Raw genomic sequence first — 25,200 nt, 5'->3', positions numbered from 1 at the left:
TATGACAGCTGATTTTCGGCACTTTTATCAAAAAAATTGGGCGGAACGCACTGCCATCGTAGCGCAACAGGCCCATTTAACGCCAGCTGAACAGGCGTTATTTAAACAATATTATTTACCACAACATCATGAAATTATTGAGAATTATTTGACGGATTATCCATTACCGATGGGGCTGGCTGTCAACTTAGTCGTCGATGGCGTGGATCACATTGTTCCAATGGTCACTGAGGAACCTTCTGTCATTGCGGCAGCAAGTAATGGCGCCAAAATCGTCAAGCGCGCAGGGGGCTTCACGACCGTCCTGAATCAACGTGAAATGATTGGTCAAATCGTTTTGGAGCAGTTATCTGATCCGGCTGCAACCGCTGCCGTGATTGAAGCACACGCTGCAGCATTATTAAAAGTAGCTGATGCGGCCCATCCCAGTTTAAAAAAACGAGGTGGTGGCGCTCGGCGCCTACGTACGCGTATTCTCGGACAAGGCTATTTATCAATTGACCTATTCGTTGATGTGCAGGCTGCTATGGGGGCCAATATGCTCAATAGTATGTTGGAAGCCGTGGCAAAGTCCATCGGTGTGATGACGAAGCAGGACGCTTTAATGAGTATTCTGTCGAATTATGCAACGGCGAGCTTAGTCAAGGCCGTTTGTGACATTCCGGTCGGGTTATTACAGGCTGGACGGTATGCCGGCAAACTAGTTGCCCAGAAGATTGCGTCGGCCAGCACGGTCGCTCAGCTTGATCCGTACCGGGCCACGACTCATAATAAAGGTATCATGAACGGTATTGATGCTGTCGCCATTGCGAGTGGCAATGATTGGCGTGCCTTGGAGAGTGGAGCACACGCCTATGCTGTCAAGGACGGTCAATATCGTGGCATGAGTACTTGGACCAGTGATGGTCGGATGCTGCACGGTGAACTGGAATTGCCACTACCGGTTGGCATTGTGGGCGGTTCAATCAAAATTAACGAGTTAGCCCAGTTGAATCAACGAATATTAGGTATTCAAACGGCGGGTGATTTGGAAAGAATTATGGTTGCCATCGGGTTAGCCCAAAATCTAGCCGCTTTACGTGCCTTGGTCACGACTGGTATCCAGCAGGGCCATATGCACCTACAGTTGAAATCGCTCGCGATGGCAGCGGGGGCGACTCCTGAGGAACTCCCTGTTATCTTACAACGACTTGAATTAGCATCTCAACAAGACCTCGCAACCACGCAACAACTCATTGCGGAATTGCGACAAACAAAGGAAGAGACCGATGACTGAAATTAAATTGAACCAAACTGTTACAGATTTATTAAGTACCGCCAATTCGTTATATCCGGGCAATATTAGTGTTCGTTTTGGTGACACAAAAGCGGGTTACGTCCGCCATGATCAAGCACAACAAGTGTTAGATGATGGTGATCTGACCGTTCGGGTTAGCGATATTACGGCTCCTAATTACACAGCGTCACATGAATTATTACATCTATTATTGTTATTACAAGGCTTTCCACAGATTACCTTTAATTTAACCACGCGCGATCAACAACTGGACGAACAATTGATGGCAATCGCTATGGAACTTTATGACATGGTGAGCCACGTCTTGGTCGTACGCAAACAACGGGAACATGACTTAATCGATGAGCAGATTGAAACGCTATACATGCAAGGTGTGGCGGCCACAATCGAACCGGAACCTGCGGGCAAGGCGGATGCGATGATGACGTTACGATTATTAACATTGACTGACTTACTCGTTTTCTTTAATGGTGAATTACCAGCTGATGATTTGCAAAAGGTGACAACGGCCTATCCGCAAGCTTGGCCGGCTGCACAGAAGCTATACGCCGTCATCAGTCAGAAGTCAGTTGACACCCCGTTTGCTATGCGGCGTGCCGTAGTAAAGCTGTTCAAGGCTTTTGATGATCAGATGACGGCTTGGCATTTACCAGTCCTACACGGAACGGAATTTGTGACCGTTCAGAGTGTGCTCAGTGAACGGCAAGAGCGGCTGGAAGTCCGGCAGTTATTTGACGTTTACCATTCAGATCTATTAGATAAAAATAAACATACCCGAGCGTACATTGGGTTATATAAGAGTGACCGTCAGAATGCGTTTGTCTTACCAGCACCGGCGCAAAAGAAGAGCGATGCCTTTTTCAAAGAGGTGTACGATAAGACGGTCAAAGAATTATTCCAAGAAATGAATCTACCCTATACGTTACGGTAAGCTAAGCAGGGAGATGTCAGAATGAGTGACATTACAGCAGCACAAACAACTTTACAACAAGCTCAGCATATCGTTTTTATGACGGGGGCCGGCGTTTCGACGCCCTCGGGAATTCCCGATTACCGGTCTAAAAATGGACTGTATACCGAACACCATAACGCGGAATATTATTTAAGCCACGCGTTTTTGGCGGAGCATCCGCTGGAATTTTATCAATATTTACAATCCAATTTATATTATCCAGACGCCCAACCGAATGTGATTCATCAAAAAATGGCGGCACTGACTCAGCAAGGGCGGGCCAGTGTGATTACACAAAATATTGATAATTTATATGGGGTGGCTAAAACAGCTCAGCTCGTTGAATTTCACGGTAATCTCTATCAGGTCTACTGCACCAAGTGTGGTCAGCATGTCGATTGGCATGAGTATTTGAAGTCCCCTTACCATCAGACAGACCATGGCTACTTACGGCCTAACGTGGTGTTGTATGACGAGGGGATTGCGAGTGCCAATATCGAACGGGCAGTTCAATATTTACAGCAGGCTGACCTAGTCGTTATTTGTGGGACCTCGTTTCGGGTGTATCCGTTCGCCGGCCTAATTGACTATCGTAATCCGAAGGCTCAAGTGCTTGCAATCAATGCGGAACCGCTCCAGTTGCCATTTGCATTTACGATGGTGCAACAAGATGCGGTTGATTTCTTCGAGGGGGTGCAGGTCTGATGATAACAATTGGCTTAACAACTTGGACGGAACACCCTAGTTTACTGGGTGGTACTGAAAAGCTGTCCTTAACTGAATATTCGGGAGTCCTACCAGTCGTTGAAGTGGACACGCCATTCTATGGTATTCCGAAAGTGACGACGGTCGCGAAGTGGCAAAAGGCCGTCCCCGACAAGTTTCAGTTTATTCTGAAAGCAAATCAGGTGATGACGCTACATGATACTTATGACGAAGGGGTCTCGATGGATGCGCTAAAGACAGCTTATCGGGAATATCGTGCGATGCTCAAACCATTAACACAGCACCAGCAATTAAAAGCGGTGCTCTTCCAATTTCCGCCGTTTTTTGAACGGTCGAACCGCAACTTCCATTACCTACAACGGATGGTCGAGTGGTTACCCGGTGTTCCAATCGCAGTCGAATTTCGTAACCAGAGTTGGTACGAGGAGAGTGTCAAAGATGCGGTCTTTAGCTTTCTGAAGGATCTGGGGATTACCCATGTGATTGTCGATGAGCCGCACGCTTTAAATGATGGCGTTAGTTTCGAGCCGGTCGTAACGAATTCGAAATTGGCACTCTTACGCTTACACGGGCGTAACCAACAAGGCTGGTCAGCCAAGGGCGCTAACTGGCGCAGTCAACGAACCTTATATCGGTATAATGACCAAGAGTTGATGACATTCAAGCAGACGGTTGAGCAGTTGCAACAGCAAGCGGACGAGGTCTGCGTCATCTTCAATAACAATTCCGGTGGTGACGCGGCCGATAACGCGATGGCACTCAAAGAGTTGCTAGGCGTTTCGTTTGGTGATTTAGGACCGCATCAACTGGACTTGTTTTAGTGTGTTAGCTAACGTACTTTTGGGAAAGTACCAGCAGAAATATGATAATTGAGAAAATAGCGGTAGCGTGAATGCTATCGCTATTTTGTTGAATGCTGATGGTTGCGTAAAGCTTGAAGCTTTAGTCAATCGAGATTACAGCCATACGTGCAACTCTTTTGTTAGTGTTTCTTAATAAACACAGGAAATATGATACAATATAAGAGATTCTACACATTGGCCCAGCAACATGTTATTTTAGACCAAGACGTGTTGTTTGGACGCGTGTGATTTGTTCATGGATTTTAATCAAAGACATGCTTAACGAGTTAATCATAAACTAGTTTGAAGGGAATTTACGTCATGGCAGAAACAAAACCAACTTATTATATTACGACGCCGATCTACTATCCTTCGGGGAAATTACATATCGGTAATTCATACACGACAATTGCGTGCGATACTTTAGCACGTTACAAGCGTGCCATGGGTTACGATGTTTATTTCTTGACCGGAACGGATGAACACGGCCTCAAAATTGAAGAAAAAGCAGAAAAGTTAAATACAGATCCGAAGTCATACGTTGATGGAATGGCAAAGCAAATCAAGGATTTATGGCAATTGCTAGAAATCTCTAATGACAAGTTTATTCGGACTACTGATGATTATCATGAACGTGCGGTCCAAGAAATTTTTGATCGGTTACTTAAAAATGGTGACATCTACTTAGGTGAGTACGAAGGCTGGTACTCCGTTGATGACGAAGAATACTTCACTGAGACGCAGCTAGCTGAAGTTTTCCGTGATGATAACGGCAAGGTTATTGGTGGTAAGGCGCCTAGTGGTCATGAAGTCGAACTTGTTAAAGAACAGTCCTACTTCTTTAAGATGAGTAAGTACGCGGACTGGTTGTTAGATTATTATCAAAGTCATCCTGACTTTATTGAACCAGCTAACCGGATGACCGAAATGATCAATAACTTCATCAAACCAGGTTTGGAAGACTTGGCTGTTTCACGGACGAGCTTTACTTGGGGCGTCCCCGTCAAGAGTGATCCTAAGCACGTCGTTTACGTGTGGATCGATGCCTTAACGAACTATATTACGGCCTTAGGTTACGCAACTGGCGACTCAGAAGATTTGTTTAACAAGTTCTGGCCTGCCGATGTTCAAATGGTTGGTAAAGAAATCGTGCGCTTCCATACGATTTACTGGCCAATTATTTTGCATGCACTCGGGTTACCATTGCCTAAGAAGGTCTTTGGTCATGGTTGGTTATTGATGAAGGACGGCAAGATGTCCAAGTCTAAGGGTAACGTGATTTATCCTGAAACATTGGTTGAACGTTACGGTTTGGATGCGCTCCGTTATTATTTAGTTAAAGCCATGCCTTATGGTAACGATGGTTTATTCACGCCAGAAGACTTCGTGGCGCGGGTTAACTATGACTTGGCTAATGACTTGGGGAACTTGTTGAACCGGACGATTGCCATGATTAACAAGTATGAAGACGGTAAAGTGCCGGCGTTCAAAGCCGGTGTGACTGAATTTGACGCAGATTTAGAAGCCACGGCTGCCACGACCATTAAGAACTTCAACGCTTGCATGGATAGTCTGCATTTATCAGATGCGCTGGCTGAAGTGTGGAAGTTGGTCAGTCGGACGAACAAGTATATTGATGAAACGGCACCTTGGCAATTAGCTAAGAGTGACGATGCGAATGATGCTGATAAGTTAGCCAGTGTGATGGCCCATTTAGCAGCTAGTTTGCGGGTGATTGCTAGTTTGATCAGTCCAGTCATGACGCATGCGCCTAAGGAAATCTTTACCCAATTAGGGTTGGACCCAGCAACTTTAGCAATTGCCGACTTACAACTGGCTGATTTGCCGGCTGGTGCACAAGTCGTTGCTAAGGGAACCCCAATCTTCCCACGGGTCGATATGGATGCCGAAGTTGAATTCTTGAAGGGTAAGATGACGAAATCCGACAAACAGAAGGGGCGTAAAGCCATGGAAAACGCGAAACATGAAGCTGAAGTCGAACAAGGCTGGAACCCAGCTGAGACTAATTTGAACCTCACTAAACCAGCGATTACCATTGATGATTTTGACAAGGTCGAATTGAAAGTTGCTGAAGTCATTACGGTGCAGAAATTGAAAGGGGCTGACAAGCTCTTACAATTCCGTTTAGATGCAGGTGATGCAGATCATCGCCAAATCCTTTCCGGTATTGCCAAGTGGTATCCAGAACCAGAAGAACTGATTGGCAAGAAAGTTATCATCGTTGGTAACTTAAAGCCACGGAAGCTTCGTGGTGAAATGAGCCAAGGAATGTTACTGTCAGCAGAACACGATGGTCAGGTGCAATTAATTACGGTACCAGATAATATGGTCAACGGATCATTGATTTCGTAAAAACTAAATGTTGAATAAAAAATCGGGCGCACTGACTAGTGAGCTCGATTTTTTATTTGTAATTCAACTGTTATTTTAGTTGTTTTTGACAAATGGGTTAATCTTGCGTACAGTAGTACGAACAAGAAATGAGGTGAGGACATATGAAGTATGAACAAATTCTCGTATGCGTCTCCGTAGATGGAAAAGGACGTTTTTCCGCAAATTAATTAAATTTAGGAGTCTTAATTAAATGAAAAACGTCCAAAAACAAGTGCCATCATTATTACTGTTAATCACATTAGTGGGCTTCCCACAAATCAGTGAGTCAATCTTCACGCCGATCTTGCCAGCACTCAGTCAGGCAATGCACGTTAGCGCCAGCCACAGCCAGCTAACCATGAGCAGTTATTTTGTGGCTTTTGCAGTCGGGGTGCTCTTCTGGGGGCAATATGCTGACTATCGCGGGCGCCGCGGTGCGATGTTAGGTGGATTAATCTTTTATCTACTCGGTAACTTCGGGCTGTATCTGAGTCCAAACTTTACTTGGTTATTGGTTTGCCGCTTGATTCAAGCTTTTGGTGCGAGTGCTGGTTCGGTTGTGACACAGACTATCATGCGTGAGAGTTTTACGGGGGTTACTGGTGCAAAAATCTTTGCTAAGGTGAGTGCAGCCATGGCGTTATCGCCCGCCCTCGGCCCACTCATCGGGGGTAGCGTCCAGACCGTCTTCGGTTATCGACATGTCTTTTCCGTCTTGATTATGATGGCGGTCGCCATTCTGCTGTACGCGGGGTATCGCTTACCAGAGACCCGGCCGGAAACGGTCAAAGTGGCCTCATGGCGGCAACAAAGCGTTGTCGTTTCACGGTTGTTGCACGATCCCGTGGTCTGGTGTTACGGCCTATTGATTAGTGGTATTAATGGTATTTTGTTTAGTTATTACGCTGAAGCGCCGTTTATATTTGAAACGCACTTTGGCTTTATTGCCGTGCAATACGGTAGTCTCGGTTTAGTCTTAGCCGCGGCCAGTCTGCTGGGCGCGTTGTTAGTGAATTGGCTTGTCAACTATTGGTCACCAATGCAGGTCGCTTTAAGTGGATTGGGATTAAGCTTAGTGGCAACGACTGGTTTGGTGATGGCCGCTGTTGGCAATCATGTCATTGGGATGTTGGTTGGAATTTTTCTGGCCTTCTTAGGTCTAAATATCACCTTACCAAACGCGTTGAACCGCGCCTTGATTGGCTATGAAACGGTGATGGGTAGTGCCAGTGGCTGGTTTAGCCTGGGTTATTATCTGCTAGTGAGCGTGCTAACTTACTTAATGAGTTGGCTCCACCACGGTAGTATCGTAACATTGCCCGTATACATGTTAGGCGTGGTCGTCATGATGACGGTGGTGTACGCGGGGCTGTATTGGCGGCGTGTACGTCATTAATTTTGCTTAAAAGCCTGGGAGAACCCGGGCTTTTTTGTTTTATAATTACCGTCTTCTTTTCCGAAAACTTGCGTCACATGGTAAAATCAACTAAGATAACAAAAGTCGAAAAGGGGTTATTACATGCGGATTTTTGATTCTCATACCCATTTAAATAGTGAAGAATTCATCCAGGAAGTGCCACGTTATTTACAACAAGCAGCTGATCTGGATGTTACGCGGATGGCGATTGTCGGTTCGAATACACAACTGAACGCCGATGCGATTAAACTGGCGGAAACGTATTCTCAGTTAGTCGCGATTGTTGGTTGGCACCCGGAAGATGCTAAAAATTACAATCAGGCGGCTGAAAAGTTGTTGATTGAACAACTCCAACATCCGAAGGTCGTGGCGTTAGGTGAGATTGGACTGGACTACCATTGGGATACGTCACCACAAGACGTTCAACGGCGAGTCTTTGCCCGCCAAGTCGCCATTGCTAAGGATATGCAAGTGCCGATTTCCGTGCATAATCGTGATGCTTTCGAAGATACTTATAAGATTTTGAAAGCGGCTGATATTCGTGATACGGGTGGCGTCATGCATAGTTTTAATGGCGACCCTGAGTGGCTCAAACGGTTCTTGGGCTTAGGTATGCATATTTCCTATAGTGGTGTCGCATCATTTAAGAATGCGCGTGAAGTCCATGAATCCGTCAAGCAAACGCCACTAACGCAAATGCTGGTTGAAACTGATGCTCCTTATCTAACGCCGGAACCATACCGTGGCAAGCAGAACGAACCAGGTTACACGCGGTACGTTGTTGAAGCGATTGCCAAGTTACGTGAAACGACGCCAGAAGATATTGCGGCGCAAACTTATCAAAATGCAGAGGAATTTTTTAAGATTGAAAAAGATTAAAGAAGTAATTGTGGTTGAAGGAAAAGATGATACTAAACGGCTCGCCCTAGCTGTTGATGCAGATACACTTGAAACGAATGGCTCGGCGATTTCCAAAGCCACCTTAACCCAGATCAAAACGTTGCAGGCCAGTCGCGGCGTGATCGTGTTCACCGACCCAGACTTTTCCGGTGAACGTATTCGGAAGACGATTTCGGCGGCTGTTCCGGGTGTTAAGCACGCCTTTTTGCCCCGCAAAGCTGGTGTACCAACTAAGGCTGGGGGGAGCCTGGGCGTTGAACACGCGAGCCCAGCGGCGATCCAAGCCGCACTTGCCCATCTATATACGGAGCAAATCGATGAGCCTCAACAGTTGATTAGTCACCATGATTTGATTGCGGCGGGTTTATTAGCTGGTCCCACGGCACGTCAACGACGCGAACAATTGGGTGAACGTTTAGGTATCGGATACGTCAACGGCAAACAGTTACCCAAACGGTTACAACTATTTCAAATTCAGCCAGCTGATTTTTGGGCGGCTGTTGACCAACTAACCACAGAGGAGAAATGATGAGTAGAGATTTAGATATTGCGAATCCCGCCCGCACACGGGCAATTATGCATACGTACGGGTTACAAGTTAAGAAGAGTTTAGGACAGAATTTTTTAACTGATCAGAACGTGTTACACAACATTGTTGCCACTGCTGACATTGGAACCAATGATAACGTGATTGAAATTGGCCCTGGGATCGGGGCACTGACTGAGTATTTGGCACGGGCTGCGCACCACGTCCTGGCTTTTGAAATCGATGATCGGTTACTGCCAATTTTGGATGAGACGCTAGCTGATTATGACAATGTAACGGTCGTTAACCAAGATATTTTGAAGGCCGACTTAGCCGCGATGATCAGTGAACATTTAGATAACGAGCGGCCGTTGAAGCTCGTAGCCAATTTACCGTATTATATTACAACGCCCATTCTGATGAATATCTTGGCGGGGGACGTTGCTTTTGAAAATATTGTTGTGATGATGCAAAAGGAAGTTGCCGACCGTTTAGCAGCTGAACCGGGTACGAAGGCGTACGGTGCGTTAACGATTGCTGTGCAGTACCGGATGGCTGCTGAGATGGCGATGGTCGTTCCCCGGACGGTTTTCGTGCCGGCACCGAATGTCGATTCTGCAATCGTGAAATTGACGGCATTGCCACCGCGGACACACATGCCATTTGACGAAGCAGCTTTTTTCAAGGTCGTTAAAGCGGGCTTTGCGCACCGTCGGAAAAATCTGTGGAATAATTTGCAAAGCCTATTTGGTAAACAACCTGAGACGAAGACGGCCATTCAACAGGCTCTTGATATCGCGATAATTGATCCCAAGATTCGTGCCGAACGGTTGACGGTCGATGAATTTATTACATTGACGGATGCGTTACATCAGGCTGACTTACTTTAAGTTATCTATGCTTATAAAATGGTTGCACATTAGAAAACCTTGTGATATAATATTGACTTTTTTGTGAAAAGCTAGTATAGTGTCTTTCATGAGGAGGATTCTCAATGCCAATTTCACTAGCTGCAATTAAAGATAAACTTGACTCACGGATCGGCCAACGCATGAAGGTCGTTGCCCAGGCTGGCCGTAAGAAAACAACTGAACGCCACGGTATCTTGAAAGAAACTTATCGTTCGGTGTTCGTTGTGGATTTAGATCAACAAGAAAACGCATTTGAACGGGTCTCCTACAGTTATACTGATGTTCTGACAAAGAACGTTCAAATCGCTTTTGATGATGAAACAACTGAAGCTTAATTCGCGTCTCGTGAATTCTCAATATTAAGACCCCTAAGCAAGGTCTTTTTATTTTGCCTTGATATTAGTATAATTGTATCAAAGTAAGTCAGCGACCCCGGGTAATCGCGGTCATGGAAGAGGGTGAGACGCGTGCAGATCGTTGAAAAAGCACCGGCCAAAATCAATTTAGGACTGGATACCTTATTTGAACATCCAAATGGGGATAAAGAGTGGGACATGGTGATGACGTCGGTCGATCTGGCCGACTATGTCATGTTAGAATCATTGCATACGAACCGAATCGAAGTGGTCACCGATAGTGGCTTTTTGCCGAATGATCGCCGTAACTTAGCTTTTCAAGCGGTGAGCGTTTTAAAACGGTATTGTCATGTTGATCGGGGTGTCCGTATCAAAATAAGAAAGGCCATTCCGGTAGCGGCTGGTCTAGGAGGCGGCTCATCTGATGCCGCCGCTGTTTTACGGGGCTTGAACCGGATGTGGAATCTCCACTTGGACTTAGCCACGTTAGCACGTTTGGGATTGCAAGTAGATTCAGATGTGCCATACTGTGTCTACAGTCAGACGGCCCACGTGACGGGAAAAGGCGATGTAGTCACCCCGCTACCTAAGTTGCCGCCGATGTGGATTATTCTAGCGAAACCGAAAGTCAGTGTGTCAACGCCAAATATTTTGCGGCAGGTCAATTACGAGCGTATCGACCAGCATCCCCAGATTGACGCGTTATTGGCGGGCATTCAGCAACAGAATTTTACGGAAATCTTTGCGAATATGGGGAATGTTTTAGAGCCGATTACAGCTAAACGCTATCCCGAAATTCTACAAATCAAGCGACAACTGCTAACGTTTGGGGCGGATGCTGCGCAGATGAGTGGTACTGGTCCGACTGTTTTTGGGGTGTGTCGAAAACAGTCACGGGCGCAGCGGGTATATAATTCTCTGAAGGGGTTTTGTCGGGAAGTGTACCTTGTGCGGCCGGTTAATTTGAATGAGCATTAGACTGTAGTGGTCCGCCGTGGTGGTGGACTTTTTTAATAATCTGAGTGAGTTTGAGTGGATGGGGTTACAGTAATGGCGCTGTTAAACGGGTGGAGTAGTTCAGTTGGTGGTCGACGAGGTCAACATATTTGTTAATGTCGTGTTAACGAGTGGGTTTTCGTTGGTGGAAATCCTGGCAATAAGGGATGCCAACGTAATAGCAGTGCGCGTAAAGTAAGCAAGCGGGACCGCGCCGTTCTCTTTTTATAAGCATTTTGTGCTCGTTTATGCTTAAATAGGGGTAACGGAGGTGTGTTCGGATGAAGCAGTCGACAAAATTGGGATTGAAATTAGCGGGCGTCGTTGGCGCTGCAACCTATGCGGGAACGCTACTTGGCGGATTAGCAGCGTATCAAATTGCCATGCACGTGAGTGATGCACAAAAGCATCGTGGTCAGGAACGTTCGCGAGCAGAAAACACTGAAATTGAAAATTTTTGGTATTTAAAACAGCCTAAGCAACAGTGGATGATTCAGTCCTTTGATGGGCTAAACTTGGTAGCGACATATATTCCTAATCCGAAGACGGTGGGCCGATTAGCGATTTTAGCCCATGGATTGGGGCATTCGCGTGAACAGATGATTCCGTACGCGCGCATCTTCATGAGTTTGGGATATGATGTCTTAATGCCAGATGCCCGGGCATTTGGTGACAGCCAAGGTCATACGATTGGCTATGGTTGGTTAGATCGGTTAGATTATGAGCGTTGGATTACGATGGCACTCGATCAACTCGGGCTAGACATTGATATTGTGTTGATGGGTATCTCGATGGGGGCTGCTACGGTCATGGCGACTAGTGGTGAGCCGTTACCAGATAATGTCAAAGCAATTGTGGAAGACAGTGGTTACGCGGATCTGTATGATGAAGCTAAGTTTCGGCTGACCCATAAATTTCATCTGCCGGCTTATCCAATTATGCCAGTGGCTAACCGGTTAGCACATGTTCGAGCTGGTTATGGCTTTAAGGATGGCCGGATTCTGCAACGGGTGATTGCTGGTGGCTTGCCAATCTTGATGATTCATGGTTCCAAGGATCAGACGGTTCCCGTACGTAACGCCCACACCTTGTATGACCAACTGCCGCAACAAAAGGGCCTGTATATCGATCCTGATGCTCGTCACGTAGAAGCAATTCGGACACATCCAGACCGTTATCAAGAAGTGCTGGACGAATTTTTTCACGAACAGGTTGGTTTGGATTAATGCCTCGGTGAGGCCTATCAAAATTAATGGACTAGATTTTGTCGTCTTGATGGCAAAACTGGTCTTTTTTTCTTGGATATTTAATGTAGTGGTGGGTTGAAACATTGGTGTAATGCGATGACAACCTGATCATCATACAAAGTGGGCAACGGTGAACGAGGCTAATTAACATTGTGCGGACTAATTGGTGGCGTGGGCTTTTTAAAGCGGCTATTGACAAATCAGCGCATTCAGGTAAACTAAAATAGTAATCATTACGATTTACTTTAATTTAGAAAGTTGGGGTAGTGCTATGACGGAACCGTTAATCGCCGTCCAACACCTTGGAATTGGTTTTCCAAACAATCAGGTGTTTAAAGATTTGAATTTTACGATTGAGCAGGGTGACTTTCTGACCGTGATTGGTGAAAATGGGGTGGGGAAAACCACTTTGATTCGAGCTTTGCTTGGGATGCTGAAGCCAACGGCCGGACAAATTAAGTATTATCCAAATAAGAAAGCCATTAAAATTGGCTACGTACCACAATTTCGCAACTTAGACCAGGAGTATCCTTTAACGATTGAAGATTTTGTTGGGCTTAATTTGAAGGGGTGGCAGCCTTGGTTGTCTAAGGCTGAACATCGTCAAGTGGCCACGGCACTAGCCGTAACGAATTTAAAAAAAATACGTCAACGTCCACTCGGTATGGCTTCTGGTGGTGAAAAGCAGCGGGCTTACCTGGCACAAGCCATTGTTCAAGCACCCCAGTTATTGATCCTCGATGAATCGACGGCTAGTCTGGACAATGAGATGAAGTATGAGTTATTGGATCTTGTTCAGAACTTGAACCAAACTAGTAACATTACCGTCTTCTTTGTGACCCACGATTTACCATTAGCTAAGCAATATGCTAAGCATTATCTGGCCTTAAAGCCCGGACAACAACAATTTGGTAATATTGACGAGATGTCGGTCAAGCAGTTAAAGGAGGTCACTAATGTCAATGTTTAGTTTAGTATTTATGCAGAATGCTTACTTGGCGGGAACCTTCATTGCGATTATTTGTGGGACCATTGGTGTCTTTGTCATTGCCCGTAATTTATCATTCTTGACGCATACGTTATCTGAAATCGGCTTTGCCGGTGCAGCTTTTGGGATTTTTATGGGGTGGACGGCATTAAGTGGTATGTTGATCTTTACCGTTATTAGTTCGGTGATTGTTGGACAGATGAGTGTCAAACAATCTCGACGCGAAGCTTCAATCTCAGCGATTTCCGCGTTGTTTATTGGATTAGGGATTTTGTTCCTATCGCTTTCGAATCAGACTTCCAGTTACGCAACGAGTATTCTGTTTGGGAGTGTAATTGGAATTGCTAGTGCGGATGTGATTCGAGTGGCGGTCTTATCAGCAATCGTATTACTAGTGATGCTCATGTTGTATCGACCATTAAAGTTTGATTCGTTTGATGCGATTGGTGCCCGAGTCAGTGGTCTGTGGACGACGGGGATTTCCGTTGTATTCTTAGTGTTAGTTGCGATGAGTGTTAGTGTGGCTGCTCAAATCGTGGGATCGTTATTGATTTTTATTTTACTTACATTACCAGCGGCCGCAGCTCGGTATTTTGTACACACGGTTAGCAAGATGATTTTTCTTGCGATTGGTTTTGCGTTGATTGGCGTTTGGCTGGGGCTGTACTTGAGTTATGTGACTAATCTACCAGTCAGCTTTTTCATCGCGGCAATTGAGTGTATTTTTTATTTTGTAGCTTTAGGTTATCAACGGCTACATGTTGGTAGTTAGACTGATTGCACTAATTTAGTGTGTCATCGGATATTTAGCTCAGTGTTTTTGAAAAGAGAGCGGAACAAGCAACCTTTTGGTGCACGTTTCGACAATATTGACAGAAAAATTGTGTTCGGTTTCTTGAGAAGAAGTTTTTTCCTAAGAGGCTGAACACTTTTAGTTTTGTCTCAATCTTGTGGCATCAATAGCATTGGTGTCAAAAGTGTTGAATCACCGCGTGGTCAATGACTTAGATTTGATAGCAGCCGGATGTTTTCGGCAATTGGAAGTCATGGATACGGTTTGGTTGGTCGTACTAGTTTATTGTTCTTGAATTCCTCATTAATTCTGCAACCTACTCGAAATATTGGCAACTTCATTAAGAAATTCCGATAGTTTCGTAAAAAGATGTGAAAAAGTTGGCTTATTTCCGAACGTTTGTGTTATCATTTTGCATAGACTTTAAAAATGATGATTTAGGTTGAGGTGGAAGTTATGAAAGTACGTAGAAGCGAACGTTTAATAGATATGACGCGCTATTTGTTAGAACGTCCTCATACATTAGTTTCATTGACATACTTTGCGGAACGGTACGCATCCGCAAAGTCGTCAATTAGTGAAGACTTAACGATTTTGAAGAAAGTTTTTCAAGCCCGGGGAACAGGAATCTTGGAAACCATTCCCGGTGCAGCTGGTGGGGCCCGGTTCATTCCTTATATCTTAAAGGAAGAAGCTCAAGAATTTATTGATGAGATGACGACTAAGGTGGCTGATAAGAGTCGGGTCTTGCCTGGTGGCTACGTTTATTTATCTGATATTCTAGGACAACCTGATATTTTACGACAAGTTGGTCGGGTGATTGCGACTCAGTACTTAAATCAAAAAATTGACGCTGTCATGACTGTTGCCACTAAGGGAATTCCCATTGCTCAAAGTGTTGCGACTTATTTAAACGTGCCGTTTGTTATTGTCCGGAATGATTCCAAAATTACGGAAGGTTCAACGGTTAGTGTGAACTACGTCTCGGGGTCATCGGAACGAATCAAAAAGATGGAACTCTCTAAACGTAGCTTAACGGAAGGTGCTAATGTCCTTATCGTGGATGATTTTATGAAGGGCGGCGGGACGATTAACGGAATGAAAACGTTGATTGAAGAATTTGATGCTAATTTAATTGGCATCACCGTCTTTGCAGAAGCCAGTTTTGTTGGCAATCGTTTAATTGACGACTATACCTCGTTGCTACGAGTAACCAACATCAGTGATAGTGATAAGGCGATTAAAGTCGTTGCTGGTAACTACTTGGAGAAGGTTTTCGGGGCGGAAGCTTAGGTGGAGTATGTTAACCAGACCAATTTTTTGATATGATGGACTTATCTGAGGACTAAGGAGTAATTTGTAATGACAACCAAAAATGCAATCATCATGGCCGCTGGTAAAGGGACCCGGATGAAATCCAAGCTAGTCAAAGTATTACATCAGGTTTGTGGCAAGTCAATGGTCGACCACGTTTTGACACAGGTGGAAGCTACACATATGGCGAATATCGTGACCATTGTTGGTCATGGTGCTAAAGATGTGGAAGCTGCGCTGGGGGATCGGACTAAGTATGCTGTTCAAACAGAGCAACTTGGTACTGGTCATGCGGTTCTGCAAGCTGAACCACTCTTAAAAGATGCGGACGGAATGACGCTGATCGTTAGTGGTGATACGCCACTGTTTAAAGCTGAAACTTTTGAAGAGTTATTTGAATATCACCAGGCTAAGGGTGCGGCTGGAACGATTTTAACGTCCAAAGCACCTAATCCTCAAGGCTATGGCCGGGTCGTTCGCAATCATTTAGGTATTGTTGAAAAGATTGTTGAACAAAAGGATGCCACTAAAGAAGAACAAGAAATTCACGAAATCAACACTGGCGTTTATTGTTTTGATAACCAGAAATTATTTGCTGCCTTACATGAAGTCACTAATGACAATGCACAGGGTGAATACTATCTGACTGATGTTATTCAGATTATGAAAAATCAGGGTGACGTGGTGGCTGCATATCAAATGGATGATTTTGATGAATCAATGGGGGTAAATACCCGTGCAGCACTTGCTCAAGCAACTAAGGTCATGCAACAGCGCATTAACGCTCAACATATGGAGAATGGGGTTTCAATCATTAACCCTGAAGATACTTACATTGATGCGGGTGTTAAGATTGGTGCGGATACGATTGTTGAACCAGGGGTGCTTATTAAAGGCCAGACCACAATTGGTGAAGACTGCTTTATTGGTGCTCATTCTGAAATCCACGATATGGTGATTGAAGATCGGGTTCGCGTGACGGCGTCCTTCTTGGAGGATTCTATTATGCATGCTGACAGCAATATTGGCCCGTATAGCCATTTACGGCCACAAGCGGAAATTGGTGAACACGTGCATCTAGGAAACTTCGTGGAAGTAAAGAAAGCCAAGATTGGTAATCGGACCAAGGTTGGCCACTTAACTTATGTGGGTGACGCAACGTTAGGGCAAGATATTAATGTTGGCTGCGGGGTCGTCTTCGTCAATTATGACGGGGTCAACAAACACCATACGAACGTTGGCGATTCGGCCTTTATTGGAAGCAACTCGAACATTGTTGCACCTGTTGAAGTGGCCGATCATTCGTTTATTGCGGCTGGTTCTACGATTACTGACGATGTTAACTTCCATGACATGGCAATTGCTCGGGCTCGGCAGACCAATAAGCCAGATTTTTGGGGTCGCTTACCCCATGAACCAGAAAATATGTAAGCAGTACAATTAATCGTTGAATTCAGAGACTATCCAAGTGCGCGCTTGCTTGGATAGTTTTTTTGATTATAAGTTAACGATAGTGTCAAATGGACGATTTTATTCGAGTTGTGAAATTGGTATAATTGATAGGGAAATGTTTGGAATGGAGAGGAACTTGGAGGCGCTTGAATGCAAAAGAAGCGGTGGATACGTGACATTATTTGTGGCTTGGTATTTTTTAGTTGTTTGTACTGGGCAACACCAGTGCATGCTACTAGTATTAAAAACGAACAGGCGGCGGTCAAAAAAATAGTACACCGTGATTTGAAATCGCTAGGTGGTCGTTGGTCGGTCAAGGTGACTCGGTTAGGTAAGCGCAAGTTGGCTGTTCAAACGGGAAATCAGCACGTTATTCGACAACGCTCAGCTAGTACGATCAAAGTTTATGTCATGCTAACGATTTATCGGCGTGTGCAGCAACGAAAGTTACGGCTGACGAGGCAGGATCAAAGTGATTTAAAGTTAATGATTCACAATTCTGATAATAGCGCAGCCAATCGGTTAATCAAGCGTGCCGGGGGCTTTAAGACGATTAACGCAACCATCAGGCGTTATCAATTCAAACAAACGGTTTTACAACGCTATATGCTTGATACCAACGCGTTGCGTCATGGCCGCGATAATTATACTTCAGTGACTGATCTGACACGATTCTTGACGTTAGTCTATCAACATAAATTGTTAGGTAAGTCATATGATACAAAGATGTTGACCTTACTTAAAGGCTGTCGCAATCATAGTAAGTTACCGTACCTTGTCAAACATGCTACGGTTTATAATAAGACTGGTGAATATCCAGATAAGGGCGTACAAAATGATGCGGCAATTTTTAAAACCAAGCAAGGGTCGTACAGTATCGTTGTCATGGCTCAGGGTGGGCATCAGTATCAGCAATATCAAGGGATGAATCGCTTGGGTCGTGATGTGGTGAATTATTTGAACCAGCACCGTTGAAATATGATGGAGTTGTGGTCAGCCCTGGATGGCTTATTCAAAGTGGTGAAAACTAGGCAATAGCTATCGATAGGTATTTGTGCGGTGCCAGCAAATTGGAAGTTAGCCAGGTAATGTAAGCGACATTCAGATAACTGAATAACCGTATCATTATTATTCTAAGCTAGGTATCAATATTAATTACAACTGATAGCGGTATCATTAGTTGAGTTTATTCTACGGTAGCCTGGTTAACTGACCTCACGAAACTTTAATCTTTATTTATGAAGGGGCTTAGATTGCCGAATGTCGTGCTTCCAGCCCAGTCTTACGCAATTTTGCCTTGTTGTTGGGGCTTGATTTTCACTAGTAAAATGCCTATTATTTAGTAAGTAATAAATTTTCGAATGGAGGAAATTATGTCAGAACAGTATTTTGATCCAAAGTTAAAAATCTTTGCTTTGAATTCAAATAAACCATTGGCAGAAAAAATCGCGGACGCCGTTGGAGTTAAGTTAGGTAAGACTTCGGTCGATCGCTTTAGCGATGGCGAAATTCGCATTAACATTGAGGAAAGTATTCGTGGTGACCAAGTTTATATCATTCAATCAACTTCCGCTCCCGTTAATGACAATTTGATGGAGCTATTGATTATGATTGACGCCTTACGTCGCGCCAGTGCCAAGACCATTAACGTGGTTATTCCTTATTATGGGTATGCACGACAAGATCGTAAAGCACGTTCTCGCGAACCAATTACCGCTAAGTTAGTTGCAAACATGTTGGAAACAGCTGGTGCAACGCGGATTTTGGCACTTGACCTTCATGCTGCCCAAATTCAAGGCTTTTTCGATATCCCATTGGATCACTTAATGGGTGCGCCACTGTTAGCTGACTACTTCCTGAACCACCACTTGGATGAAAATGCTGTGGTTGTTTCACCTGACCACGGTGGTGTGACTCGGGCACGTAAATTAGCTGAATTCTTGAAAGCCCCCATTGCAATCATTGATAAGCGTCGGCCACGTGCTAACGTTGCTGAGGTTATGAATATTATTGGTGATGTTAAGGGTAAGCGGGCCATCATGATTGATGATATGATTGATACGGCCGGAACGATTACTTTAGGGGCCCAAGCTTTGGTTGATGCGGGGGCAACGGAAGTTTATGCCAGTTGTACGCATCCAGTTCTGTCAGGCCCTGCCATCGAACGGATTGAAAAGTCACCAATTAAGAAATTAGTTGTGACGGATTCAATCGAGCTACCAGCTGCTAAACGAATCGATAAGATTGAACAAGTTTCAGTTGGTCAATTAATGGGTCAAGCAATCAAGTTTATCCATGAAAATAAACCAGTTAGTCCATTATTTAAGAATCGTTTCCATAACGAAGAAAATTGATTAATAAAGTGTCAAATTAGCAACTGCTGATTTGGCGCTTTTTAGGTTGCAGTAATAGGCAAAAGTGGTAAAGTAAAAGTGTTATCTAGTGCGGATTGTCACCTAATTAAGAGTGGACTGGACGCCGTATATCAACGAATTTTTCGTTTTGGTGCGTTTCACTAGGCATTAGGTGATAGTACGGAACGGATAATGCAAGCCGACGTCGGGTTACCGACGCTTTTTTTATTCATGAATGACTAGCACGAATTTTGAAAATGATTAAAATATAAGTTAAGGGGGTGTTGCCATGACACCATTTTATTGGGGGAGTTTGGCCATGGTTAGTGGGTTGACCTTACAATTGACGGATCGACGCCACTGGCTAACCGGGCATCTATTTTTAATTGCAATCATTGGTTTTTTATTAAGCGCTTACTATCGTTTCAGTTCCCAAGCAAGCCCCACGTGGCAGTTCATGCTGGTCGGTGCGAAAATTGCAGCTTACACGTTATTGCCAATCGTAATCTTAGTTGTGGGTATTAGTTTCGTTCGGTATAGTTATCGGTTAATTCGCAAAGAAGGCTGGGCGTTCCATTACAGTTTGTTAGCAATCGTGGGTGGCTTGCTAGTTGTGATGCTTGCTTTATCGGGAATCAACTTGTTGTCTTGGAATTCGCGTCGGCTGTGGCAATTGTTGGGCTTAGCCTTGTTATTAACGGCTTATTTTACGTTTAGTTTTGTGGCGTACTTATTGGCGTGTGTCACAACTAGACTAGGACGTCGCCGACAAATTGATCATATCATCGTGTTGGGGGCGGGATTAATGCCTAATGGACAGCCAACCCGCACACTGGCATATCGGCTTCAGGCGGCGGCCAAGTACTACTATCAGCAGCGCGCCCGCTATCATCAACCCGTCACGATCGTTGTTTCTGGTGGGCAGGGCGCCGATGAAGTTATGGCGGAAAGTACCGCAATGCGTCAGTATCTGATTGATCATGGGGTACCACGGGATACGATTCAAGAAGAAAATCAATCAACCTCAACGATTGAGAACTTGCAATTTTCACATACTTTGATAGTGCGACAACAACCCTTTTATCGAGCGGTGATTGTCACTAGCGGGTACCACGTGCTCCGTGCTAATATTTTTGCGCGTCAACTGCACCTTAATTTGATAGGAATTGGTGCACGAACGCCCCTCTATTACTTGCCGTTTGCCATGTTTCGGGAATATTTGGCTTTAATTGTGCTGTACCGGTGGGCCAACTTAGCGGTTGTCCTTAGCTTAGCAGTTTGTTATGTGGCGGCGTTGGTTCGGATAATTTAGTAAGGCTATCACTCGGAACTTTTAAAAAAACGCAACCACGATTAATGGTATAATGGGGGATGATAAAAAGGAGGGGTTTGCCGTGGATCATGCCTATCGAGCATCTTGGCCGCTGATTGTGATCGTCCTACTAGGATTATTCACACTCTCAGGTTGCGCCAAAAATACCGGAGGCGTAACCGCAAGTTCGGCCACGACCGCTACTGATAATAGTACAACGGCCGTTATAACCAAAGCTGATCAGCAAATTTCGCAACAAAAAATTGCCGCTGCTCGGAAGACACTAGCGCGGGTTTCCGAACCAAATACAGCAGTCAAAACATTAGCAACTGGGTTGAAATACTATCAAGAAGCCGAAGAAGCGCTTGAAAATAATCAGCTCAGTCTCGCTAAGGGTTATTTTGATACGTTAAGTAGCTATGATGGTACGACTGACGCCAGCTTTATTGTTGCCCGGCAAAAGTTAGTTAGACAGTATCAGGCGGTTAAGTTAGCCAATGGTTACTATAACGCTGCTCGTGATGAATTAAGTATCCATGATTTGGCCACTGCGAAGGCCAATATTGATAAGTTGGATAGTGTGCAAGCCATACATCCAGTTATCAAGGAATTACAAAAAAAAGCTTTGGTCATGAAACAAGCCATTATGAATTATGAAGCGTCACAATCAACGAGTTCTGGTAGTGACAGCTCAACGGTTGTTAGTTCGAGTACAGTAACTAGTTCTAGTGATAGTAGTGCGACTTCCAGTAGTACTGATAGCACTAGCGCTGACACTTCAACAATGACAAGTTCGTCGAATAACAGCACGTCTGCCGGTAGTAGTTCTTCGGAACTGACGACTTCGGCGATTATTAAACAGTTCCAAGATGCGTCTGGAGTCACATTTGCTTCAGATACTGAATTTAATATTACCAAGGAGACTAGCGCTTACTATCAAATTAGCGCGATTTATGCGGCGGATGCAGCTAGTTCTTCGGCCTCTAAGACAGTAACGGATACCTATCGTTACTATCCTGATAGTGGTAATGTCACTAAGGAAAATAGTGCGACTGGTAGTTTTGAATAACGAAAATAATAAAGTGACCATCAACAATTTGTTGACGGTCACTTTTTGACGTTTTACTGAATTATTGACAATTGCTTAGTGCTCAGCGTAGTTGATAGTTCTGAATATATTTGGCTAACAATGTAAAAAGCAGCGCCAATTGCTTGTTTTTTTAACGAGCAATTGGCGCTGCTTTAAAATTTTGAATCGTGCTAAATTATGATAATGCCCACGTTTCAATGGCATGTGCGACGCCATCATCAATATTAGTCTTAGTCTCGTAACGGGCAATTTGCTTAGCTTCATCAATTGCGTTACCCATCGCAACACTATTAGTAGCGTAGCGCAGCATGCTCAAATCATTGCCCTGATCACCAATGGCCATGACTTCATCAGCAGTTAAATGTAAATGAGCGGCCAAGGTTTTTAAGGCATTACCTTTGCTTGCGGCCGGATTCATGAATTCTAGGAAGTATGCTTCAGAGCGAACAATGGTGAAACGTTCTGAAAATGCTGTTGGTAATTGTTCAATGGCAGCCGTTAGCAACGGACCATGATCGATGAACATGCACTTGACGATTGGCAAATCGGGGCGCATTTCTTCCGGGGTTCGAAAACGAATCGGCATGTTTACCAAGGCACTTTCGCCAACCGTGTAAGGACTGATGTTGCGATTAGCGGTATAAATATGATCCTCACTTTCAACGTGGCAATGGACATTGAGTTTACGACTGAGTGTTTCGATGTCGATGTAATCGTTATGTGACAAGGTGAGGCCAGTAATGATGTTACCGGTAATCGTTTGCACCATTGAGCCGTTAAAAGTGATGACGTAATTATCTTCACCAGTGAGTCCTAGTTGTTTCAAAAAGGGGGTCACGCCACTTAATGGTCGTCCGGTACAAATCACCACTTTGATTCCTTGAGCATTGGCATCGTGGACCGCCTGAATAGTTGCGAGATTTAGTTCACTGTGTTCGTTGAGTAAGGTACCATCCATATCGATGGCGATAAGTTTGACTGACATGATTGTAATTCCTCCAAAATTAGTGTGGGACGACTAGACGATCATTCAAAATATATTGTTGAAATTCTTGATAGATTGGCTTAAATAGGTCGTTTTCAGCGTTCTCACTGAGCATCTCTTTCGGGAAAAAGAAGCGCTGATCACCGGAGACCTTCCCGGTGATGGCACGTACTAGGTCACTGACAGTTGATAGTTCCAGTAATGAGCCGTCTTTTTGTTGTAATTCGATTTGAGTGCGGGGTTTCTTCATCTTGGGATCATAGGCATCATAAGGTAAATCGTAACTATCATTGGTATCGGTGTAATAGTGCGCATCAAAACCAGCTTGTTCAATTAGTTTTTGCAACGCTGGAATTAATGGCTGGGTCGTCCCATCAACGCGAGCCGACTTTAGTGGACGGCGATCTAAGAAGCGGGTGGCCAGATCGGCGAGAATTTGATCACGGCTGTCGCGCCAATGGCTGAAATAAGTATTTAAGACACCATCATCTAAGCGTAAATAATCGTGCAACGTAAAGTTATTGTTGAAAAATGGTAATAACATTACTGGGGTGGCTTCAGCATCGACCGCGTGACTTTGATAAAGGTCATTAGCACGTTCGAGTAGGCGATCCAAAATGACTTCCATGGAACGTGATACTGGATGGAAATAGACTTGCATGTACATCTGAAACCGGCTGACGATGTAGTCCTCAACGGCATGCATACCTTCCATGGCAAATGTAATCCCACCCGGGTATGGTTTCATGACGCGTAAAATGCGTGTCAGGTCAAAATTACCATAGTTAGTGCCAGTAAAATAGGAATCCCGCAAGAGGTAGTCCATACGGTCAGCGTCAATTTGACTCGAAATCATCTGAACAACTTGGGGATTGGGATATGTTTTCTGAATAACCGCTGCAACCTGAGCAGGGAAGTCTGGCGAGACCTGTTGTAAAACTTGATTAACTTCAGTTTCAGGTGACGTCAAGATTTGAACAGTTAGGGACTCATGGTCGGTGTGGAAAATATGCTCGAACGTGTGTGAGTAAGGGCCATGCCCGATATCGTGTAATAGTGCGGCACATAACGCTACTAGCCGTTCATGATCGTCCCAACCACCGTCGCCAGGAGCCTGGGTCGGATAGTTACGTTCGAAATTATCACAGATTCGGCGAGTGATTTCGTAAACGCCAAGACAATGACCAAAACGGGAGTGTTCCGCCCCGTGAAAGGTCAACGAGGTCGTTCCAAGTTGTTTAATTCGGCGTAACCGTTGGAATTCGGAAGTGTTGATCAAATCAAGAATGACTTGGTGTTGAACATAAATATAATCATGAACCGGGTCGCGAAAGACCTTTTCCATGGGCAATAATTGCTGGCGATAAGCCAAATTAATTCCTTCTTTCAGTGATGCAGGCGTTGTTGTCGTCGCTGCATTTGTTGATAGGCTTGATTTAAGTGTGCTTGAAATTCAGGTTCTTCGGTGACCAACGGTAAACTCGTTGTGTCAACCAGACCATACTGTGCCAAGACAGCCATGAAACGATGCTGCGCTTCGGCGACATCATAAGGCGTTGCCAGCTGATCGGCAACGGTCGTCATGACTTGTGGATCAACGTCTGGAAAACGCTTGTCATGTTGACCTGCTAAGCTGACTTGATAAAAGTGTTGGATAAGCTGACTCCGGGCTGTTTGGTTACCGTCAATGCTTACGTAAAGCATGATAACCAGTGCGTTGGCAGTTCGGCGTTGCGACATCCCAGCGATTTTTCGGCCGGCGATACTTAAATCATAATCACCAGGGCAGTATGAGCACGTGATTTCACCAGTAACGATGCTTAATTGCGGCCAGACTGCTTGAACATAATCGACCATTAATTGATAAGCTGCTGTAATAGAATAGCGCTCGCGCGTTGCTGGTAAGAATAACGAGATGTTGAGTACGCCGGGGTCAGCAACGACAGCTAATCCGCCGGAATTACGAAGCATGACCTGATGGTTAGCAGCGCGTAATTGTGCTAATCCAGTGGCAAGTTGTGGTAGTCGTTGATCTAATAAGCCAAGGATAACGGTTGGCTGTAATTGCCAAAAATGTACGATAGGTTGCTGACGTTCCGCCGTGAGCCAGAGCAAGGCATTGGTGTAGGCAAAACTGTCCAGCATAGCTGCTGGTTCATATTTTTGGCTTAAAGTTGCGATGGTTGGTTCTGTCAAAAAAAGTCACCCCGTTATCCGATATTACCGAACGTTAGGCAAGTAGGAATGTGAAAACGCCATCGTTGTTCGTATCATCCCTAATTATACTAGAAAAGTGCAACCGTTGCATTGCAGCGGTTAAATTGACGCAATAAGTGTTGCTTTATCAT

Annotated in this window: 23 protein-coding genes; 20 read left to right on the top strand and 3 right to left on the bottom strand. The window is 44.7% G+C overall.

Annotated features, from left to right (window positions below; genetic code table 11):
- Position 1 precedes the first annotated feature (1 nt).
- From RXV91_RS14635 to RXV91_RS14540, 20 genes are all read left to right on the top strand, one after another.
- The gene (locus tag RXV91_RS14635; RefSeq protein WP_063845917.1) at positions 2–1,276 is read left to right on the top strand and encodes a hydroxymethylglutaryl-CoA reductase, degradative; all 1,275 of its coding nucleotides are present in this window, start codon (positions 2–4) and stop codon (positions 1,274–1,276) included.
- Positions 1,269–2,228: an IpaB/EvcA family protein gene (locus RXV91_RS14630; protein ID WP_316440455.1), complete on the top strand. Its 960-nt coding sequence runs from the start codon at positions 1,269–1,271 to the stop codon at positions 2,226–2,228. The genes RXV91_RS14635 and RXV91_RS14630 overlap by 8 nt, the downstream gene beginning before the upstream one ends.
- Positions 2,229–2,249: 21 nt before the next feature.
- Positions 2,250–2,954: an NAD-dependent protein deacylase gene (locus RXV91_RS14625; protein WP_003646490.1), complete on the top strand. Its 705-nt coding sequence runs from the start codon at positions 2,250–2,252 to the stop codon at positions 2,952–2,954.
- Positions 2,954–3,796 carry a DUF72 domain-containing protein gene (locus RXV91_RS14620; RefSeq protein ID WP_316440454.1) on the top strand — a complete coding sequence of 281 codons (843 nt, stop codon included), beginning with the start codon at positions 2,954–2,956 and terminating at the stop codon, positions 3,794–3,796. Before RXV91_RS14625 ends, RXV91_RS14620 begins: the two co-directional genes overlap by 1 nt.
- Before the next feature lie 342 nt (positions 3,797–4,138).
- Entirely contained in the window at positions 4,139–6,190 is a 2,052-nt protein-coding gene (gene metG / locus RXV91_RS14615; protein WP_316440453.1) for a methionine--tRNA ligase, read from the top strand.
- A 232-nt stretch (positions 6,191–6,422) separates the two neighbouring features.
- Positions 6,423–7,607 (top strand): multidrug effflux MFS transporter, encoded by a 1,185-nt coding sequence (locus RXV91_RS14610; protein ID WP_316440452.1) that lies wholly within the window; start codon positions 6,423–6,425, stop codon positions 7,605–7,607.
- Between the two features lie 123 nt (positions 7,608–7,730).
- A complete protein-coding gene (locus RXV91_RS14605) occupies positions 7,731–8,507 on the top strand; it encodes a TatD family hydrolase (RefSeq protein ID WP_316440451.1) in 777 nt (258 codons plus the stop codon).
- A complete protein-coding gene (gene rnmV / locus RXV91_RS14600; protein WP_316440450.1) occupies positions 8,494–9,057 on the top strand; it encodes a ribonuclease M5 in 564 nt (187 codons plus the stop codon). The genes RXV91_RS14605 and rnmV overlap by 14 nt, the downstream gene beginning before the upstream one ends.
- The gene (gene rsmA, locus RXV91_RS14595; protein ID WP_316440449.1) at positions 9,054–9,944 is read left to right on the top strand and encodes a 16S rRNA (adenine(1518)-N(6)/adenine(1519)-N(6))-dimethyltransferase RsmA; all 891 of its coding nucleotides are present in this window, start codon (positions 9,054–9,056) and stop codon (positions 9,942–9,944) included. Before rnmV ends, rsmA begins: the two co-directional genes overlap by 4 nt.
- A 104-nt stretch (positions 9,945–10,048) precedes the next feature.
- The gene (locus tag RXV91_RS14590) at positions 10,049–10,300 is read left to right on the top strand and encodes a Veg family protein (protein WP_003642020.1); all 252 of its coding nucleotides are present in this window, start codon (positions 10,049–10,051) and stop codon (positions 10,298–10,300) included.
- Between the two features lie 132 nt (positions 10,301–10,432).
- Positions 10,433–11,299: a 4-(cytidine 5'-diphospho)-2-C-methyl-D-erythritol kinase gene (gene ispE / locus RXV91_RS14585; RefSeq protein WP_316440448.1), complete on the top strand. Its 867-nt coding sequence runs from the start codon at positions 10,433–10,435 to the stop codon at positions 11,297–11,299.
- A gap of 299 nt (positions 11,300–11,598) precedes the next feature.
- Positions 11,599–12,543 (top strand): alpha/beta hydrolase, encoded by a 945-nt coding sequence (locus RXV91_RS14580; RefSeq protein ID WP_316440447.1) that lies wholly within the window; start codon positions 11,599–11,601, stop codon positions 12,541–12,543.
- 292 nt (positions 12,544–12,835) lie between these two features.
- Positions 12,836–13,534, top strand: a complete 699-nt coding sequence (locus RXV91_RS14575) for an ATP-binding cassette domain-containing protein (protein ID WP_316440446.1) — start codon at positions 12,836–12,838, stop codon at positions 13,532–13,534.
- On the top strand, positions 13,527–14,324 hold the full coding sequence (locus tag RXV91_RS14570; RefSeq protein WP_033609531.1) for a metal ABC transporter permease: 798 nt from the start codon (positions 13,527–13,529) through the stop codon (positions 14,322–14,324). The genes RXV91_RS14575 and RXV91_RS14570 overlap by 8 nt, the downstream gene beginning before the upstream one ends.
- A gap of 477 nt (positions 14,325–14,801) precedes the next feature.
- Positions 14,802–15,638, top strand: coding sequence for a pur operon repressor (gene purR, locus RXV91_RS14565; RefSeq protein ID WP_021731884.1), 837 nt, complete (start codon positions 14,802–14,804; stop codon positions 15,636–15,638).
- Positions 15,639–15,707: 69 nt separating this feature from the next.
- The gene (glmU, locus tag RXV91_RS14560) at positions 15,708–17,090 is read left to right on the top strand and encodes a bifunctional UDP-N-acetylglucosamine diphosphorylase/glucosamine-1-phosphate N-acetyltransferase GlmU (RefSeq protein WP_316440445.1); all 1,383 of its coding nucleotides are present in this window, start codon (positions 15,708–15,710) and stop codon (positions 17,088–17,090) included.
- Between the two features lie 171 nt (positions 17,091–17,261).
- Entirely contained in the window at positions 17,262–18,086 is an 825-nt protein-coding gene (locus tag RXV91_RS14555) for a serine hydrolase (protein ID WP_316440444.1), read from the top strand.
- A 398-nt stretch (positions 18,087–18,484) separates the two neighbouring features.
- Positions 18,485–19,465: a ribose-phosphate diphosphokinase gene (locus tag RXV91_RS14550; protein WP_003643830.1), complete on the top strand. Its 981-nt coding sequence runs from the start codon at positions 18,485–18,487 to the stop codon at positions 19,463–19,465.
- 289 nt (positions 19,466–19,754) lie between these two features.
- Positions 19,755–20,777 carry a YdcF family protein gene (locus RXV91_RS14545; protein ID WP_316440443.1) on the top strand — a complete coding sequence of 341 codons (1,023 nt, stop codon included), beginning with the start codon at positions 19,755–19,757 and terminating at the stop codon, positions 20,775–20,777.
- A gap of 82 nt (positions 20,778–20,859) precedes the next feature.
- The gene (locus RXV91_RS14540; protein WP_316440442.1) at positions 20,860–21,846 is read left to right on the top strand and encodes a hypothetical protein; all 987 of its coding nucleotides are present in this window, start codon (positions 20,860–20,862) and stop codon (positions 21,844–21,846) included.
- Between the two features lie 196 nt (positions 21,847–22,042).
- Here the strand turns inward: RXV91_RS14540 and yidA are convergent, their stop codons facing one another.
- The 3 genes from yidA to RXV91_RS14525 are packed head-to-tail and all read right to left on the bottom strand — an operon-like array spanning position 22,043 to position 25,048.
- Entirely contained in the window at positions 22,043–22,852 is an 810-nt protein-coding gene (yidA, locus tag RXV91_RS14535; RefSeq protein WP_316440441.1) for a sugar-phosphatase, read from the bottom strand.
- A gap of 19 nt (positions 22,853–22,871) precedes the next feature.
- Positions 22,872–24,224, bottom strand: coding sequence for an HD domain-containing protein (locus tag RXV91_RS14530; protein WP_316440440.1), 1,353 nt, complete (start codon positions 24,222–24,224; stop codon positions 22,872–22,874).
- Positions 24,225–24,238: 14 nt separating this feature from the next.
- On the bottom strand, positions 24,239–25,048 hold the full coding sequence (locus RXV91_RS14525) for a lipoate--protein ligase family protein (RefSeq protein WP_316440439.1): 810 nt from the start codon (positions 25,046–25,048) through the stop codon (positions 24,239–24,241).
- Between the last annotated feature and the right edge of the window lie 152 nt (positions 25,049–25,200).

It is taken from the genome of Lactiplantibacillus sp. DA1, from assembly GCF_032681335.1.
In the GTDB taxonomy this organism is placed as follows: domain Bacteria; phylum Bacillota; class Bacilli; order Lactobacillales; family Lactobacillaceae; genus Lactiplantibacillus.
This window is presented reverse-complemented; position numbering and strand designations above follow the sequence as displayed.

Excerpts from the sequence above, each read along its gene's own strand:
- RXV91_RS14635 (WP_063845917.1), top strand. The coding sequence starts at position 2 with ATGACAGCTGATTTTCGGCACTTTTATCAAAAAAATTGGGCGGAACGC.
- RXV91_RS14630 (WP_316440455.1), top strand. The coding sequence starts at position 1,269 with ATGACTGAAATTAAATTGAACCAAACTGTTACAGATTTATTAAGTACC.
- RXV91_RS14625 (WP_003646490.1), top strand. The coding sequence starts at position 2,250 with ATGAGTGACATTACAGCAGCACAAACAACTTTACAACAAGCTCAGCAT.
- RXV91_RS14620 (WP_316440454.1), top strand. The coding sequence starts at position 2,954 with ATGATAACAATTGGCTTAACAACTTGGACGGAACACCCTAGTTTACTG.
- metG (WP_316440453.1), top strand. The coding sequence starts at position 4,139 with ATGGCAGAAACAAAACCAACTTATTATATTACGACGCCGATCTACTAT.
- RXV91_RS14610 (WP_316440452.1), top strand. The coding sequence starts at position 6,423 with ATGAAAAACGTCCAAAAACAAGTGCCATCATTATTACTGTTAATCACA.
- RXV91_RS14605 (WP_316440451.1), top strand. The coding sequence starts at position 7,731 with ATGCGGATTTTTGATTCTCATACCCATTTAAATAGTGAAGAATTCATC.
- rsmA (WP_316440449.1), top strand. The coding sequence starts at position 9,054 with ATGATGAGTAGAGATTTAGATATTGCGAATCCCGCCCGCACACGGGCA.
- RXV91_RS14590 (WP_003642020.1), top strand. The coding sequence starts at position 10,049 with ATGCCAATTTCACTAGCTGCAATTAAAGATAAACTTGACTCACGGATC.
- RXV91_RS14580 (WP_316440447.1), top strand. The coding sequence starts at position 11,599 with ATGAAGCAGTCGACAAAATTGGGATTGAAATTAGCGGGCGTCGTTGGC.
- RXV91_RS14575 (WP_316440446.1), top strand. The coding sequence starts at position 12,836 with ATGACGGAACCGTTAATCGCCGTCCAACACCTTGGAATTGGTTTTCCA.
- RXV91_RS14570 (WP_033609531.1), top strand. The coding sequence starts at position 13,527 with ATGTTTAGTTTAGTATTTATGCAGAATGCTTACTTGGCGGGAACCTTC.
- purR (WP_021731884.1), top strand. The coding sequence starts at position 14,802 with ATGAAAGTACGTAGAAGCGAACGTTTAATAGATATGACGCGCTATTTG.
- glmU (WP_316440445.1), top strand. The coding sequence starts at position 15,708 with ATGACAACCAAAAATGCAATCATCATGGCCGCTGGTAAAGGGACCCGG.
- RXV91_RS14555 (WP_316440444.1), top strand. The coding sequence starts at position 17,262 with ATGCAAAAGAAGCGGTGGATACGTGACATTATTTGTGGCTTGGTATTT.
- RXV91_RS14550 (WP_003643830.1), top strand. The coding sequence starts at position 18,485 with ATGTCAGAACAGTATTTTGATCCAAAGTTAAAAATCTTTGCTTTGAAT.
- RXV91_RS14545 (WP_316440443.1), top strand. The coding sequence starts at position 19,755 with ATGACACCATTTTATTGGGGGAGTTTGGCCATGGTTAGTGGGTTGACC.
- yidA (WP_316440441.1), bottom strand. The coding sequence starts at position 22,852 with ATGTCAGTCAAACTTATCGCCATCGATATGGATGGTACCTTACTCAAC.